This is a genomic window from Paraconexibacter antarcticus (assembly GCF_024220175.1).
Classification (GTDB): Bacteria; Actinomycetota; Thermoleophilia; order Solirubrobacterales; family Solirubrobacteraceae; genus Paraconexibacter; species Paraconexibacter antarcticus.
This window is the reverse complement of record NZ_CP098502.1, coordinates 1973264-1989267: the sequence shown is the minus strand read 5'-3', so window position 1 is coordinate 1989267 and position 16004 is coordinate 1973264. Positions and strand designations below refer to the sequence as shown.

The 16004-nt window shown below is 75.0% G+C and carries 14 protein-coding genes; 6 read left to right on the top strand and 8 right to left on the bottom strand.

Annotation, left to right across the window (positions count from 1 at the left end; all coding sequences use genetic code 11):
• Positions 1-26: 26 nt before the first annotated feature.
• A complete protein-coding gene (locus NBH00_RS09770; protein WP_254573151.1) occupies positions 27-935 on the top strand; it encodes a class I SAM-dependent methyltransferase in 909 nt (302 codons plus the stop codon).
• A gap of 57 nt (positions 936-992) precedes the next feature.
• Here NBH00_RS09770 and NBH00_RS09765 read toward each other — a convergent pair whose 3' ends face one another.
• The 3 genes from NBH00_RS09765 to NBH00_RS09755 all read right to left on the bottom strand — a co-directional run bounded on the left by NBH00_RS09765 (position 993) and on the right by NBH00_RS09755 (position 5211).
• Positions 993-1901 carry an alpha/beta fold hydrolase gene (locus tag NBH00_RS09765; RefSeq protein WP_254573150.1) on the bottom strand — a complete coding sequence of 303 codons (909 nt, stop codon included), beginning with the start codon at positions 1899-1901 and terminating at the stop codon, positions 993-995.
• Positions 1902-1910: 9 nt separating this feature from the next.
• Positions 1911-3437 carry a cryptochrome/photolyase family protein gene (locus tag NBH00_RS09760; protein WP_254573149.1) on the bottom strand — a complete coding sequence of 509 codons (1527 nt, stop codon included), beginning with the start codon at positions 3435-3437 and terminating at the stop codon, positions 1911-1913.
• Positions 3438-3789: 352 nt separating this feature from the next.
• Positions 3790-5211 carry a cryptochrome/photolyase family protein gene (locus tag NBH00_RS09755; RefSeq protein WP_254573148.1) on the bottom strand — a complete coding sequence of 474 codons (1422 nt, stop codon included), beginning with the start codon at positions 5209-5211 and terminating at the stop codon, positions 3790-3792.
• 98 nt (positions 5212-5309) lie between these two features.
• Here NBH00_RS09755 and NBH00_RS09750 point away from each other — a divergent pair, with 98 nt between their 5' ends.
• Positions 5310-5936, top strand: coding sequence for an LON peptidase substrate-binding domain-containing protein (locus tag NBH00_RS09750; protein ID WP_254573147.1), 627 nt, complete (start codon positions 5310-5312; stop codon positions 5934-5936).
• Here the strand turns inward: NBH00_RS09750 and NBH00_RS09745 are convergent.
• Positions 5881-6807, bottom strand: coding sequence for a DMT family transporter (locus NBH00_RS09745; protein ID WP_254573146.1), 927 nt, complete (start codon positions 6805-6807; stop codon positions 5881-5883). The genes NBH00_RS09750 and NBH00_RS09745 overlap by 56 nt on opposite strands.
• A 134-nt stretch (positions 6808-6941) precedes the next feature.
• On the opposite strand from NBH00_RS09745, the gene NBH00_RS09740 reads away from it, so the two are divergent.
• Positions 6942-8318, top strand: a complete 1377-nt coding sequence (locus NBH00_RS09740) for a hypothetical protein (RefSeq protein ID WP_254573145.1) — start codon at positions 6942-6944, stop codon at positions 8316-8318.
• Between the two features lie 12 nt (positions 8319-8330).
• Here the strand turns inward: NBH00_RS09740 and NBH00_RS09735 are convergent, their stop codons facing one another.
• The 4 genes from NBH00_RS09735 to NBH00_RS09720 form a co-directional block, all read right to left on the bottom strand.
• The gene (locus NBH00_RS09735) at positions 8331-8801 is read right to left on the bottom strand and encodes a hypothetical protein (RefSeq protein WP_254573144.1); all 471 of its coding nucleotides are present in this window, start codon (positions 8799-8801) and stop codon (positions 8331-8333) included.
• A gap of 42 nt (positions 8802-8843) precedes the next feature.
• Entirely contained in the window at positions 8844-10364 is a 1521-nt protein-coding gene (locus tag NBH00_RS09730) for a gamma-glutamyltransferase (RefSeq protein ID WP_254573143.1), read from the bottom strand.
• A 4-nt stretch (positions 10365-10368) separates the two neighbouring features.
• On the bottom strand, positions 10369-11472 hold the full coding sequence (gene ftsZ, locus NBH00_RS09725; RefSeq protein WP_367401314.1) for a cell division protein FtsZ: 1104 nt from the start codon (positions 11470-11472) through the stop codon (positions 10369-10371).
• Positions 11473-11845: 373 nt separating this feature from the next.
• On the bottom strand, positions 11846-12619 hold the full coding sequence (locus tag NBH00_RS09720) for a ParA family protein (protein ID WP_254573141.1): 774 nt from the start codon (positions 12617-12619) through the stop codon (positions 11846-11848).
• Between the two features lie 108 nt (positions 12620-12727).
• Between NBH00_RS09720 and NBH00_RS09715 the strand changes: the two genes are divergently transcribed.
• Genes NBH00_RS09715 through NBH00_RS09705 form a run of 3 tightly spaced genes read left to right on the top strand, consistent with a single transcriptional unit; the run spans position 12728 to position 15818 of the window.
• Positions 12728-13672: a cupin domain-containing protein gene (locus NBH00_RS09715; protein ID WP_254573140.1), complete on the top strand. Its 945-nt coding sequence runs from the start codon at positions 12728-12730 to the stop codon at positions 13670-13672.
• Positions 13669-14649, top strand: a complete 981-nt coding sequence (locus NBH00_RS09710; protein ID WP_254573139.1) for an ArsA family ATPase — start codon at positions 13669-13671, stop codon at positions 14647-14649. Before NBH00_RS09715 ends, NBH00_RS09710 begins: the two co-directional genes overlap by 4 nt.
• Positions 14646-15818, top strand: coding sequence for an ArsA family ATPase (locus tag NBH00_RS09705; RefSeq protein ID WP_254573138.1), 1173 nt, complete (start codon positions 14646-14648; stop codon positions 15816-15818). The genes NBH00_RS09710 and NBH00_RS09705 overlap by 4 nt, the downstream gene beginning before the upstream one ends.
• Positions 15819-16004 lie beyond the last annotated feature (186 nt).

Sequence of the window (16004 nt, the reverse complement as noted above, 5' to 3'; positions counted from 1 at the left end):
CCCCGCACGCTTTACCCTTCGCCGCCATGGCTGCGCCCGAGACCGCCGACGAGATCCGCGACGTCAACACCCGCTACCACGACGGGGCCGCGGCGGCCTACGACGCGAAGTGGGGCATCGATTTCGGCGAGATCGGCCGCCGGCAGGTCCTGCAGAAGGTCCGCAAGGCGCTGAAGGCCGACCTCGGCGTCTTCGACCGCTCGCTCGAGATCGGTGCCGGCACGGGCTACTTCACGCTGAACATGATGCAGGCGGGCGTCATCCGCTCGGCCGTGTGCACCGACATCTCCGCGGGGATGCTCGACACGCTCGCCGGCAACGCCGCGCGCCTGGAGCTCGACGTCGAGACGAAGGTCGCCGACGCCGAGGCGCTGCCCTTCCCGGACGCGTCCTTCGACCTCGTCATGGGCCACGCCGTCCTGCACCACCTGCCCGACCTGCACCAGGCCTTCCGCGAGTTCCACCGGGTCCTGCGCCCCGGCGGCAAGCTCATGTTCGCCGGCGAGCCGTCGCGCATCGGCGACCGCATCGCCGCCTACCCCAAGCGTGGCGCGACCCGCGTCGCGCCGCTGTGGCGGACGCTCCTGCGGGCCCGCCCGGCCGCCGAGGGCTGGTCGGACGGCGGTGCGGAGAACCACCAGCTCGAGGGCTCGGTCGACGTGCACGCCTTCGTCCCGAGCGACCTCTCCGCGTTCGCGCGCGGTGCCGGCTTCCGCGACGTCGACGTCATCGGCGAGGAGCTCCTCGCGAACTGGTTCGGCTGGACGAACCGGGCGCTGGAGGCCTCGGCCGATCAGGCGGACGTCCCGAACTGGTGGCGCCAGTACGCCTACCACGGCTACCTCGCGCTGCAGGCCGTCGATCGCCGCGTGCTCGAGTCGCGCCTGCCGCCGGCGATCTTCTACAACCTCATGATCGCGGCGACGAAGGCCTGAGCGACCGCGGCGCGCGCGCCGACTGACAGCTGACGCAGACCTGTCCTGCGCCGGCTGTCAGTCGGCGCCGACCCCGTCGAGGAACGCGAGCAGCTCCCGCGCCCCCGTCCGCGGGATCTCCGCCTGCCAGAAGTGGCCGGCATCCGGGAGCAGCACGGGCGCGCCCGCGGTGGGGAGCGTCGCCGCCAGCCGCGCGCCCCACCGCACCGGAAGGAAGCGATCGTCCGTCGCCCACAGCACCCGGGCGGGCTTCGACCACGCGGCGAGCGCGGGGACGGCCTCGATCGTCCAGCGCGGGTCCTGGGCGGTGACGTAGGCGCACCAGGCCTCCAGCCCGTCGCCCGTGTCGAGCGCATGGAACCAGTCGTCGACGAGCGCGCTCGCGATGCGCCCGCGGCGGACCGTCTGCGGCAGCGGCCACGCGAGCTGCATCGGGGCCTTCATGGCGCGGGCACGGCCGAGCGCCGCGGCGAGCCGCGGGCGCCGCGCGACCTGCATCATCAGCGCGACCGCGGGGACCGTCCAGTTGTCGAAGCAGACGACGTCGCAGAGCGCGACCCCCCGGATGCGCCCCGGGTGGCGGACCATGAACTGCTGGCCGTGGGCGCCGCCCTGGTCGTGGAGGACGAGCAGCACCTCGTCGAGCCCGAGGTGGTCCAGGAGCGCGGCGAACATGTCGGCCTGCCCCGGGCTCGAGAGGTCGGCGCCGGGCGCCGGGCGCGAGCGCCCCATGCCGTTCAGGTCGACGGCGATGCAGTCGTAGCGCTCGCCGAGGGCGCCGAGCAGCGGCTCCCACAGGCGGGCGCTCGTCGGGATCCCGTGGACGAGGAGGACCGGCGGCCCGGAGCCGTGCCGCAGGTAGGTGATGTCGCCCTGCGCGAGCGGAGCGGTCAGCCGCGGTAGCGTGCCGACCGCGAGGGTCGGAGGCTCGGCGGGCGGGGCGGGGACGCGGCGGGCCTCGAACATCCCGTCACGTTACCCGGCGCCCCGCGGCGGCTGCGGCACCTCGGCGCCGCCGTCGAGCTCGGCGCGCGCCCGGATCGCCCGCTCGCGCACGGCGTCGCGGGTCTCCTGGTCGAAGCGCCGCCACGTCGACACCGCCCGCGCCGTCCGGTTGTTCGCCGCCAGGCGCTCGGCGTGGGTGTCGACGAAGTCCCAGTAGAGCGCCGTCACCGGACACGCCCGCTCGCCGTGCTTCTCCGACGGCTTGTAGCGGCAGCCCTGGCAGTGCCCGGACATCTTCGAGAGGTAGTTGCCGCCGGCCGCGTACGGCTTCGTCACCATCTCGCCGCCGTCCGCGAAGAGCGCCATCCCCGCGGCGTTGGGCGCCATGACCCACTCGGCGCCGTCGACGAACGCGGTCTGGAACCAGCGCACGAGCGCCCACGGCTCGATGCCCGCCGTGAGGCCGATCGTCCCGAGGACCATGAGCCGCTCGATGTGGTGCGCGTACCCGTGGCGGGCGACGCCGCGCACGACGGTGTCCAGGCAATTCCAGCCCGTCGCGGCGCCGCGGTAGGCGGCCGGGAGCGGCAGGTGCGCGCCGAGGGCGTTCGCCTCCGGCCACTGCTCGGCCCGCAGCCAGTACATCCCCCACACGTACTCGCGCCACCCGAGCACCTGGCGGACGAAGCCCTCCACCGAGGCCAGCGGGGCGTCGCCCGCGTGGTGGGCCGCCTCGGCGGCGCGCACGCACGTCAGCGGGTCCAGGACGCCGAGGTTCAGCGGGACCGAGAGCAGCGAGTGGAAGAGGAACGGCTCGTCCTCCCCCGCCATCGCGTCCTGCCAGGGGCCGAACTGCGGCAGGCGGTGCGCGACGAAGTCCTCCAGGACGGCGGCGCCCTCCTCCGGGGTGACGGCGTAGCGGCGCGGCGCGTCGTCCCCGAAGAAGACGACCCCGCGCGCCGCGAGCGCGTCGAGGTCGGCGCGGACGCCGGCGTCGACGTCGTCCTCCTCCGGCGCCCAGGGCGCGGGCGCGTGCAGGCCCTCCCTGGGCGGGCGCTCGCGGTTCTCGGCGTCGAAGTTCCAGCGGCCGCCGAGCGGCTCGCCGCTGTCGTCGACGAGGACGCCGAAGGCGCGGCGCTGCTCGCGGTAGAAGTCCTCCATCCGCAGCCGCCGGCGGCCGTCCGCCCAGCGCGCGAACTCGTCCGGCGCGGTGAGGAACTGGCCCGAGTCGACGAGGCGGACGCCGAGCCGCTGGAGGGCCCGGCGCGCGCCGAGGTCGTTCGGGGCGGCCGCGACGAGCTCCTCCCCGTCGTGGCCGGCCAGCGCCGCGGCGAGCGACGACGTGCCCCGGTGCTCGACGACGTCCACGTCCCCCTGCGCACGGAGGGCGGCGGCGTGCCGGCGCATCCCGCTGAGGACGAGGTGCGCGCGCTGGCGGTGCAGCGGCCGGCGGCGGAGCATGGCCTCGGACTCGACGAGGACGACCCGCTCCGCCCCGTCGAGCGCCGGGTGGTCGGGCAGGAGCTGGTCGCCGAGGACGAGGACGGTGTGGGCCACGTGCGGAGTACGGGCCTAGCGGCCGCGGCGGGTCAGCGGGGCCGGCGAGTCGGGCGAGTTGGCGAGTCCGGCGAGCGCCGCTCTCCGCGTCCGCCACCGCCCCGCCCCGCCCCGCCCCGAGAGTGAATGAAGATTCACGGTGCTGTGGACCCCCGGAACCTTCGTTCACCCTCGCGCCGGGAAGTGAATGAAGATTCACGGTGCGGTGGACCCCCCGGAACCTTCGTTCAGCTTCGCGGGGCGCGAGGCGCGGGACCGGGGGGCACACGCTCGGGCCGCGAGGCCTGCCCGCGCCCGGGTGCTCGGGCGCCGGCGGGCGCCGCCGGGCGCCGCCGGGCCGCCGAGCGCCGCGCTACGCGTCCGCCACCGCCCGGTAGCGCTCCATCGCGTGCAGGCGCTCGGCCTTGTGGTCGACGATCGGCGCCGGGTAGTCCTCCCCGATCACGCAGCCGGCGGCGGCCTGCTCGTCGTCGGACATGCGCCACGGCTCGTGGATGCGGCGGTCGGACACGTTCGCGAGCTCGGGCACCCAGCGACGGATGTACGTGCCGTCCGGGTCGAACTTCTGCGCCTGGGTCGTCGGATTGAACATGCGGCGGAAGTACGGCGCCGGGTCCACCCCGGTGGAGGCGACCCACTGCCAGTTGCCGTTGTTCTGCAGCGGCTCGCCGTCGAGGAGCTTGTGGGCGAACCAGCGCTCGCCGTCGCGCCAGTCGAGGTGGAGGTCCTTCGTCAGGAACGAGCCGACGACCATCCGCGCCCGGTTGTGCATCCACCCGGTGCGGTCGAGCTGTCGCATCGCGGCGTCGACGAGCGGGAACCCGGTCCGGCCCGCCTTCCACGCCTCGAAGCCGTCGGCGTCGTCCGCCCAGCGGAGCTCGCGGTAGCGCGCCTGGAACGCCTGCTGCGTGTTGCCGGGATGCAGGAGCAGGACGTGGGCGTAGAAGTCGCGCCAGGCGAGCTGCCGGCAGTAGGCGTCCGCGCCGGCACCGCCCCGGGCGGCGGCGCGCTCCTCCATCTCACGGACGGACAGCGTCCCCCAGCGCACGTGCGGGGAGAGGACGGAGGTCCCGCCGGTGAGGTCGTCGTGGCGCTCGTCGTAGCGCTCGATGGGGCCCGCGAGCCACGCCGTCAGCGCCCTGCGGGCGGCGGCCTCCCCCGCCTCCGTCACGGGCTCGGGGACGTCGTCCTCGAGGCCGAGGTTCTCGAGCGACGGGATCGTGCCGGTCGCGAGCGACGACGGGAGCGCCGGCATCTTCCGCGGCGCGCCGTGCACCGCGCGCCGCTCGAGCCGCTGGTGCGCCTTCCAGAAGGGGGTGAAGACGACATAGGGCCTGCCCTGCCCGGTGCGGGGCTTGGAGACGTCCGCGCAGAAGTTGCCCGGCTGCGGGCGGGCGTCGACCCCGGCGTCGGCGAGTGCCTCGCGCACGCGCTGGTCACGCGCCATCGCGTACGGCCCGACGTCGCTCGCCCACAGGACGGCGGAGGCACCGGTCTCCTCCGCGAGCGCGACGAGCTCGTCCGCGGCGTCCCCCTCCCGCAGCACGAGGCCGCTGCCGCGCTCCTTCAGCGCACCGCGCAGCTCGCGCAGGCAGGCGAGCATGAACGCCGTCCGCGCGGGCGAGGCGTAGCGCCCGGCGACGAGCGCACGGTCGAGGACGAAGACGGGGACGACGCGCTCGTACTCCGCGAGCGCCGTGTGCAGCGCCGGATGGTCGTGGACGCGGAGGTCACGGCGGAACCAGACGAGGGCGGTGGCGGACGGCGAGGGCATCGGACGGATACGAGCGCCGGCGTGCCCGGGATCGCGAACCGCAACCGTACGGGCCCGGCCCGGGCTCGGTCGCGCGCCGTGCTTCGTACACTCGGCCCATGCCCGACCGCGTGGTGCAGGACTTCCCGATCTTCCCGCTCGGACTCGTCGCCCTCCCCCACGAGTTCGTGCCGCTCCACATCTTCGAGGAGCGCTACCGGACGATGATCGGCGAGTGCCTCGAGCGGGACTCGGAGTTCGGGATCGTCTGGGCCGGCGACGAGGACGACGAGCGCACCGGCTGCGCGATGGAGGTCGCCCGCGTGCTCGAGCGCATGGAGGACGGGCGCCTGAACATCCTCAGCCGGGGGACGCGCCCGTTCCGCATCGTCGAGCGCGTTGACCACCTGCCCTACCCCGCCGCGACCGTCGAGTTCCTGCAGGACGCCGACGAGCTGCCCGACACCGCCGCCGCCGAGACCGCGCACGCCGCCTACCGCGCGCTCGTCGAGCAGGCGACCGACGCCGAGCCCGACGACGAGGACGTCGAGGTCCTCGACGCCTACGGGATGGCGGCGACCGTCGAGTTCGGCCTCGAGGCGAAGCAGGGCCTGCTCGACCTGCGCTCGGAGAACGCCCGCCTGCGCCTCGTCACCCGCCTCTTCCGCGCGGCGACGAAGCGGCTCGAGTTCATCGAGAAGGCACAGGTTCGGGCGCGCTCGAACGGGAAGGTGCGGTTCGGCTGACGCGCCGCTGCCAGGGCGCGCGGCCCTCGGCGCCCATCCACGATCCGAGCAGGATGAGGACGAGCCCGCCGACCGTGCCGACCGTGATGTCCTCGCCGAGGAGCACGGCGCCGTAGACGACGGCGAAGCCCGGCGCGATGTAGGCGACGAGGGACGCCCGGGCCGGCCCGAGCTCCGCGATGAGCGTGTAGAAGAGGAGGAACGCGACGCCGGTGCCGAGCGCGCCGAGCGCGAGCATCGAGGCCGCGGCGTCGAGGCCGAGCGACGTCGGCGGGTGGATGAGCGCGAGCGGCAGGGTCACGAGCGCCGAGACCGTCATCGTCGAGGCGGCGACCCCGGCCGGCGGGACGCCCGCCATCCGGCGCTTGATGAGCATCCCGCCGGCCGCGTAGCCGAGCCCGGCGACGAGGATGCCGGCCCCCGCGAGCAGCGCGGTCGCATCGCCGCTGAGGTCGACGCCGAAGAGCAACGCGACGCCGAGGATGCCGACGAGCACGCCGACGGTCCCCCAGCCGTGCGAGCGCTCGGCGTCGTCGAAGCGCGTCGCGAGCAGCGCGGTCCAGATCGGGGCGCTCGCGACGAGGATGCCGGCGAGCGCCGTGTCGATGTGGCTCTCGCCGACGGAGATGAGGAGGAACGGCGCGATGACCTGCACCGCGGCGATGAGGACCACCGACCCCTTGCGCTCGCGGAGCGCCGGGAGGGCACCGCTGCGCAGGGCGACCGGCGCGAGGACGAGAGCGGCGAGCGCGGTCCGGACGCAGACGACCTGCGCCGCGTCGAGGTCCCGCAGGCCGACCTTGATGAACAGGTAGGACGCGCCCCACGTCGCCGCGAGCATCCCCATGAAGACCCACGCGCGGCGTTCCATACCGCACCCAGGATGGCACCGGGTGGAGGCAAGTGCCAATGACGGTTCGGCGCGGCGGCCATCAGCGCTGCTGATGGTGCGGGCGCGGGCGCCGCGGCGACACTTCTGGGCGCGTCGCTCGTTGTCACACCACCATGCGCTCGCTCGCCGTCGTCCCGGCCGTCCTCCTCGCCCTCGCGGCCCCCGCCGCCGCCGGGGCCGCCACCGGACCGTGGTCGGCCCCGCAGGACCTCTCGGGGCCGCACTCGTTCGTCGACGCCCCGCAGCTGCTCGCCGCCCCCGACGGCAGGACGCTCGCGACCTGGCGGCCAACCGACGGCGGCGGCGCGGCCGGGCTGACCGGCACGGCCGGCGCCTTCCGGCGCCCCACGGCGCCGGGCTTCGGTGTCGAGCGGATCATCTCGCGCCCCCGCGACCTCGCGGGGCGCCCGTCGACCCTCACCGCGCCCGTCGCCTACGCGCGGTCGCGGACCCTCGTCGCCGTGACCCGTCCGGAGACGGCGCGCGGCGACCGGCTGCGGCTGTCCGTCGCCGCCGGTGACACCGCCGGGCGGTTCGGCGCGACCCGGACGGTCGCCGTGCAGACGCACCTCCGCGGCCCCCAGCTCGCCGCCGGCGCCGCCGGTGACGCGGCGCTCGCCTGGTGGCAGGACGGCCTCGGCGCGACCGACCGGGTGTGGGTGTCGCTCCGGCGGCCGGGCGGGCGCTTCGGCGCGCCGCGGCTGCTCGAGACCGGCCGGGTGCGCTCGGTGTCGGTCGCCGTCTCGCCGCGCGGCGACGTCCTCGTCGCGTGGGACGCCCAGGGGTCGATCCGCACCCGGCTGCGTCCCGCCGGGGCGCGGACCCACTTCCACCGGACCGACACGCTCCGGTCACGGCCGCCGCTCGACGCGATCATCCGCACCGCGATGACGCCGCGCGGCCGTGCCTACGTCGCCTGGACGGCCCAGCTCGTCACCGAGGGCGGCGGGATCGGCGCGTTCACCGCGGAGGTCGCGGTACGGCCGGTGGGGGCCGCGCGCTTCCGCCCCGCGCAGCTGCTCGAGGAGGAGCACGCCGACGTGCTCCTCCGCGCGGCGCCCGACCTCGTCACCACCGGCGAGGGCGCGACGTTCGCCTGGTCCGGGCGGTACGCCGGGCACCAGCGGGTGCGCGTCGCGTCGACGGACGCCGCCGCCGTCTTCCGCGGGGTGACCGACGTCTCGCCGGCCGACGGGACCGACGCCGTCGACCCGACCCTCGCCGCCGGGGCGGACGGCCGCCGCGTCCTCGCCTGGACGCAGCAGAGCGGCGACAGCGGCGGCCTGAACCTCGCCGCCTACGCGCCGGGCCCGGGGGCGGCGTTCGGGCCCCCGGAGGTCGTGAGCGCCGGCCCGGAGTCGCGCGTGCCCGACGCGGCCGTCACCCGCGACGGCGTCCCGATCGTCGTGTGGTCCGCCCGCCCGGCCGGCAGCGCGGTGCCGTTCGCGCAGCTGCGGACCTTCGCGCAGGCCGCGTCGCGGATGCCGTAGGAGACGGCCCGCTCAGCGCGGCAGCCCGCAGACGCCCTTGGCGATCCCGCGGACGAGGACCGCGAGTTTGAAGAAGGCCGCCGGCTGCTTCGCCGAGTCGTCGCTGAAGGCAACGGTGCCCTCCTCGGCGCGGACGCGGTAGCGGAGGATGGAGCGCGGGCCGGGCGGGAGCGTCAGGTGGCGGTCGAGCGGCCCGCTGCTCGAGGTGACGTCGTTCTGCCGGTCGACGGCCCCGCCCTCGAGCTCGCGGAGGACCTCACGCGCGTCGATGAGCTGGTGGGACGGCATCATCTTCCCGCCCTTGCCGTTGCAGGTGACCTCGCCGCCGTCCTGCAGCCGCAGGGTGAGCTTCGCGCCGGGGATGGTCCCCGTCCGCTCGACGACCATGAGATCGGCCGACGGCGTGCCGCACGCGCTGAGCACGAGGGCGGCGGTGGCGACGGCGGTGCCGGCGAGGGCGGCGGCGGAGCGGACGGGCGGCACGCGGGCAGCGTGCCACACGCGGCGCCGCGACGGCCCCGCCACTCAGGCGCTCGCCCCGGCCCCGCCGCGTCGCGGGTCCCCGCCGACGCTGACGGCGTGGCCGGACCCGTCCGCGGTGCGCCGCCGGACGACCGCCTGCACGCCCCCGAAGAAGAGGTTGCGCTCGCGGAAGGGGACGACGCGGCGCCCCGCCTCGCGGAGGCCGTCGACGGGCGCGCCGGGCTCCGCGTAGACCAGGCCGTCCTCGAAGTGCAGGCGCGGCGCGTCGACCGCGGCCTGGGCGTCGTGGCCGTCGTCGAGGACCGACGCGACGACCTGCAGGAGCGCCGACCGGATGCGGCTCGACCCCGCCGAGCCCGCGACGAGCTCGACGCCGTCCGCCCCGAGGACGACGGTCGGCGCCATCATCGACGGCATCCGCCGGCCCGCCGGGAAGACGTGGAAGCCGAGGGGGTTGAGGTCCTCCTCCCCCATCATGTTGTTCGGGTGCATGCCCGTGCCGGGGACGACGACCCCCGAGCCCTCCCCGTTCGTCACCGTCACCGAGCACGCGCGGCCGTCGCCGTCGAGGACGGAGACGTGCGTCGTGGAGCCGATGCGGCCGGCGAGGAATCGCTCGGCGAAGCCCTCCTCGGCGAGGCCGGTGACGAAGGCGTCCGTGCGCGCCGCCTGGGCGCCCTCCATCGCGGCGACGAGGCGCGTCGGCGTGACGGGGCCGCGGCCGAGATCCGCGAGCGCCGCGGCGAGCAGCACGCCGCCCGCGTTCGGCGGCGGGTTCGTCAGGACGGTCCGGCCGCGGTAGCCGACGCGCGACGGGACGCGGTCCACCGCGAGGTACGTGCGCAGGTCGAGCGCGGTGAGCGCCCCGCCGCGCGTCGCGAGGAAGGCGACGACCGCGTCGGCGACGGCGCCGCGGTAGAACGGCGCGGCGCCCTCGGCGGCGAGCAGCTCCATGCCGTCGGCGAGGTCGGGCCAGGCGAACGACTCGCCCTCCCGCAGCGCGCGGCCCCCCGGGGCGAAGACCGCCGCGCCCTCGGGCGAGGAGAGCAGGATGCCCTCGAGGATCGCGAAGATGTAGGCCTGTGGGCCGTTGAGCGGGACGCCCGCGCGGGCGTGGGCCGCGGCGGGCGCGACGAGGTCGCGCAGCGGGACGCTCCCCCAGCGGGCGGCGGCCTCGGCGATCCCGGCGGGCATGCCCCAGGTGCCGACCGACCCGGCGCCGACGTGGAAGACCTGCGTCGCGTCGCCGAAGTCGACGGTGACCGGCAGGAGATCCGCCGCGGCCGCGGGCGACGGCGCGTCCGGGGTCCCCGGGACGACCTCGACCGCCCCGGGCGCGGCAACGAAGAAGTCGAGCAGCGCCGGCGCGGCGTCGAAGCCGGCGGTCAGCATGTAGCCGCCGGCGCCGAGCCCCGTCAGGAGCGGCTCGGCGACCATCGAGGTGAGCATCGCGGCGAGCGCGGCGTCCACCGCATTGCCGCCGTCCCGGAGGACGGCGACGCCCGCCTGCGCCGACAGCGGGTGTCCGGCGGCGACGACGCCGCCGGTCCCCTGCGGGCTCACGTCCTCACCCGCGCGGCATGAACTCCGGGACGTCGAGCTCGCTCACGCCGAGCCCGGTGCGGCGCGTGGCGGTGCCCCGCGGCTCCGAGCGGCGCTGGGCGGGCTCGGTGCGGCGCTGCACGCGGACCTCGCCCGCGGGCTCCTCGAGCGGGCGACGCTGGCTGCGCGCGGACGACGGGCCGTAGCCGGTCGCCACGACGGTGATCCAGACCTCGTCGTCGAGCTTCTCGTCGACCATCGCGCCGAAGATGATGTTCGCCTCCGGGTGGGCGGCCGCGGCGACGGTCTTCGCCGCCTCGTTGACCTCCCACAGCGACAGGTCCGTCCCCGAGGTGATCGAGAGCAGGATCTTGCGGGCGCCCTCCATCGAGGTCTCGAGCAGCGGAGAGGCGACGGCCGCCGCGGCGGCCTCGAGCGCGCGGTTCTCGCCGCGGCCCATGCCGATGCCGAGCAGCGCGTTGCCCGCCTCGGACATGATCGTCCGGACGTCCGCGAAGTCGAGGTTGATGAGGCCCGGGAGCGTGACGAGGTCGCTGATGCCCTGGACGCCCTGGCGGAGCACGTCGTCGGCGACGGTGAACGCCTCCACCATCGACGTGTGCTTGTCGAGCACGGAGAGCAGGCGGTTGTTCGGCACGACGATGAGCGTGTCGACCTCCTCGCTCAGCGACTGGATGCCGACCTCGGCCGCGCCGGCGCGGCGCGAGCCCTCGAAGCCGAACGGCTTCGTGACGATGCCGACGGTCAGCGCGCCGAGCTCCCGCGAGATGCGGGCGACGACGGGCGCGGCGCCCGTGCCGGTGCCGCCGCCGGCGCCGGCCGCGATGAAGATCATGTCGCTGCCCTTGAGCAGGGACTTGATGCGGTCGTACTCCTCCATCGCCGCGGCCCGCCCGAGATCCGGGTTGGAGCCCGCGCCGAGGCCGCGGGTGATCTGCGGCCCGATGTGGAGCGTGATGTCGGCGGTCGACTGCTGCAGCGACTGCACGTCGGTGTTCACCGCGATGAACTCGATGCCCTCGATGCCGGCCTCGACCATGCGGTTGACGGCGTTCACGCCGGCGCCGCCGACGCCCACGACGCGGATGACGGGCTTGCCGACCTCCATCGCCTGGCCCCAGGCGGGCGGCTGCGGCGAGGACGAGCGGGCGTACGGGTCCTCGTACGACGAGTAGTTCGGGCGCTGCGGGGCGGCCGGACGCGCGGGCGCGGGCGCCGGGGCGGCGGGCGGCAGGTACGGGTTGCGGGCCTCCGCCTCGGGCGCGGCGGCGGGCGCATCGGCGCGCGGGTCGGCCATCGCGGGGTGCGGGAAGCCGGGCGTCTCGCGGGAGTCGACGGGCAGCGGCGGGGCCGCCTGGCGCGCAGCGGCGGTGGACGGCGCGCTCGCGCCGCCCTGGGCCTCGCGGCGGGCCTGCTCCTCCTGGACCTCGTCCGTCTTGCGGAAGAGGGCGGCGAGCGGGCCTTCGCGCATCGATGCGCGCTTACCGGATTCCATGAGAGAGAACCTCCTTCGCGAGGTCACGGTAGGACCGGGCGGCCATGCCGTCCGGCTCGTACTTGAGGACGGACATGCCCTTCACCGGCGCCTCGGCGAAGCGGACGGTCTTCTTGATGCGGGACGCGAACACGCGGTCACCGAAGTTCTCCTCGAGGATCTCGATGGCCTCCTTCGCGTGAAGGGTCCGGGAGTCCATGAGCGTGGGCAGGATGCCCTCGATCTCGACGTCCGGGTTGAGGTTCTCGCGGATCATGTGGAGCGTGTTCTGGAGCTGGATGAGTCCCCGCATCGACAGATACTCGCACTGCACGGGGACGATCACCTTGGATGCGGCCGTCAGGGCGTTGATCGTGAGCAGCCCGAGGGACGGCGGCGTGTCGATGCAGATGAAGTCGTAGTCGTGGATGATCGGCCTGAAGGCCTTCTCCAGGGACCGCTCGCGGCCGATCTTCATCGACATCGCGATCTCGGCGCCCGCGAGGTCGATCGAGGCGCAGGCGATGTCGATCTCGCGCTTGCGGATGACGTTCACGATCGGCAGGTCGTGGACGAGGACGTCGAACATCGACTCGCTCAGACCGTCCGGGTCGATGCCCTGCGACATCGTCAGGTTCCCCTGCGGGTCCATGTCGACGCAGAGGACGCGGTAGCCCTTCTCCGCGAAGGCGACCGCGAGGTTCAGGGTTGTGGTGGTCTTCGCCACGCCGCCCTTCTGGTTGGCGAAGACGATGACCTTGGCTTTTGCGGTGTTCTGCACGCTGTCCACGTGAATGCTCGTTCGTCCGGGGATGGACCGATCCGCCGTGGTGTTCGCGCGGCCGGAGCGTTCTCCTGCAAGCAGGGCCTGCGTTCATAGACTCCGCGCATGACGGAGACGCACCCGAACCTCGTGCACCTGGACGACCTGGAGGAGCTGCGCCGCGAGGCCGGCGACATCGAGGTCGCCTACCGGCGTGTCGCGTCGGCCGCCGGCGCCCGCGGGATCGGGGCGACGTGGTACCGGATCCCGCCGTCCGCGCGGATGATGCCGGTGCACGTCCACAGCGACGAGGAGGAGATCTTCTACGTGCTGGAGGGGTCCGGGCTGTCCTGGCAGGACGGCCGCACGTACGCCGTCCGCGCCGGTGACTGCCTCGTGCACCGCATCCAGGGCGCCGCCCACACGATGATCGCCGGCCCGGAGGGGATGACGGTCATCGCCTTCGCGGAGGGGTCGACCTCGAACATCACCTACCTGCCGCGGACGAAGGCGTTCTGGCTCGGGACGCGCTGGCTGCCCGCCGACGGCCCGAACCCGTTCAAGCTCGAGGCGGCGCTCGGCCCGCTCGAGCTCCCGGGAGCACCGGAGGCCGAGCGCCTGCCGTCGATCCGCAACCTCGACGAGGTGGACGCCGAGACGGAGGTCCGTCCCGGCTACGACATCACCGAGCGCGACCTCGCCCGGGCGTGCGGGTCGGTGCGCAGCGGCCTGCGGCACGACCGCATCGCGCCGGGGACGCTGTCGTGCCCGCCGCACTGGCACTCGGCCGAGGAGGAGTGCTTCCTGGTGCTCGAGGGCGGCGGCGTCGCCTGGCTCGGGGACGACCGCCTGCCCGTCCGCCCCGGGAGCGTGCTCGTGCGGCCGCCGTGCACGCGCGTGGCCCACGCCTTCGAGGCGGGCCCCGACGGCCTGACCTACCTCGCCTACGGCACCCGGGTCCCGGCCGACACCTGCTTCTATCCGCGCTCGGGGAAGGCGAACATCGGCGGGGTGACCTTCCGCCTCGACGTCGTCGACTACTGGGAGGGCGAGGAGGGCCTGCGGGCGTGATCCCGGCGGAGGTCTTCTCCAAGCGCCTCGTCTTCGTCACCGGCAAGGGCGGCGTCGGGAAGACGACCGTCGCCGCCGCGCTCGCGACCGCCGCCGCGGGGCGGGGCCTGCGCACGATCGTCGCGGAGGTCGCCGCGCGGGAGGACGCGGCGCGTCGGCTGGCGGGCGATCACGGCGAGGGGCGCGTCGTCCGCGTCTTCGAGGAGCGCGAGGTCGCGCCCGGCCTGCACCACATCACGGTCGACCCCGAGCACGCGATGCAGGAGTATCTCATCGACCAGCTGCCGGTGAAGGCGCTCGCGGACGCGCTCGTCTCCTCCCGCGTGTTCAGCTACCTCGCGGCCGCGACGCCCGGCATGCGGGAGCTCCTCACCGTCGGCAAGCTCTGGGAGCTCGCGCAGGACGAGCGCCGGACGCCGGGCGCCCACCCCTACGACCTCGTCGTCGTCGATGCGCCCGCGACCGGGCACGGCTTGGCGCTGCTCGCGGCGCCGAGCACGTTCGCCGACGCGGCCCGCGTCGGTCCGATCGCCCGCCAGGGCCGTACGATCGACGAGATGCTGTCCGACCCCTCCCGCACGGGCGTGATCGCCGTGACCACCGCCGAGGAGACGCCCGTGAGCGAGACGCTCCTGCTCCGCGACGGCCTCCGTGCCCAGGCGGGCCTCGACCTCGACGCGATCCTCGTCAACCAGCTGCTCCCCGGTCCCCTGCGGACGGCCGACGCCGAGGCGCTGGCCGGCGCGCTCGCTGGGGACGGCCGGGACGCCGCGGGCGACGGGGCGGCGGTCGCCGTCGCCTCCCGCCGCCGCGCCGCCCTGCACGCGACCCGTGCCCAGCACGAGCGGGCCCGCCGCCAGCGCGCGCAGCTGCAGCGGCTGCGCCGCGGGATCGACGGCGAGCTCCCGGTCCTCACGCTGCCCGCGACCCCGGACGGGACCGTCGCCGCCCTCGCCGAGCGGCTGGCCGGGCGATGACCTCCCTCGCCGAGACCCTCGAGGGCCGTCGCGCCGTCATCGTCGCCGGGTCCGGCGGCGTCGGGAAGACGACGACCTCCGCCGCGATCGGCCTCGGGCTCGCCGCCGCGGGCAAGCGCGTCTGCGTCATCACGATCGACCCCGCGAAGCGCCTCGCCGACGCGCTCGGCCTCGAGGAGCTCGGCAACGAGCCGCGCCAGGTCGATCCGTCGCGCTTCCGGGAGCACGGCATCGAGGTGACCGGCGAGCTGTGGGCGATGATGCTCGACGCGAAGCGGACGTTCGACGACCTCATCGAGCGGCTCGCGCCGGACGAGAAGAGCCGCGACGAGATCCTCGAGAACCGGATCTACCAGGAGCTGTCGTCCGCGGTGGCGGGGTCGCAGGAGTTCACGGCGATCGCGAAGCTCTACGACCTCGACCGCGACGGCGGCTTCGACGTCCTCATCCTCGACACCCCGCCGTCCCGCAACGCGCTCGACTTCCTCGACGCGCCCGACCGGCTGACGAACTTCTTCGAGGGCCGCGCGCTGAAGGTCTTCCTCGCGCCGACGGGGATCGCCGCGAAGGTCGTCGGCCGCGGGACGAGCGTCGTCTTCGCCGTCCTGCGGAAGGTCACCGGCGTCGACCTCCTCGACGACGTCAGCGTCTTCTTCCGCGCCCTCAGCGGGATCATGGACGGCTTCCGCGAGCGCGCCGCCGGGGTGAAGAAGCTCCTCGCCGACCCGTCGACGACCTTCCTCATCGTGTCCTCGCCGCAGCCGGAGCCGATCGAGGAGGCGATCCACTTCGCCGGCAAGCTGCGGGAGGCCCGCCACCGCATCGGAGCCCTCATCGTCAACCGCGTGGACCCGGGCGTCGCCGACCCCGACCCGCCCGACGCGGCCGCGCTCGCGTCCCTCGAGGCCGAGCTCACCGAGGAGCTCGGCGCCCCGCTCGCCCGCAAGGTCGCCCGGACGATGGCCGACGCCCGCGTCCTCGCCGACCGCGACGCCGCCTCCATCGCGCACCTCATGGACGCCCTCGGCGAGTCCGGCGCCCTCCTCGTCCCCCAGCTCGACGACGACGTCCACGACCTCGAGGGCCTCGTCCACGTCGGCCGCCACCTCTTCGCGGACGACGCCGAGCGCCGGCGGCTCATGCTGGCGGCGGCGGGGCTGGCGGCGTAGCTGCGGCGCCCGGGGCGGGCCGGGCGGCGGGGCCCGCGCGGTCGCGGGGCGCGCGGGCGGGTCCGGGCGGCGGGACCCGCGCGGTCGCGGGGCGCGCGGGTCTTCGCGTTCCGCGGCGCTGACGGCGGCTGGGTTACGGCGGAGGGGAGTCGCTCGGAAGGTGAATGAAGATTCACGGTGTCGAGA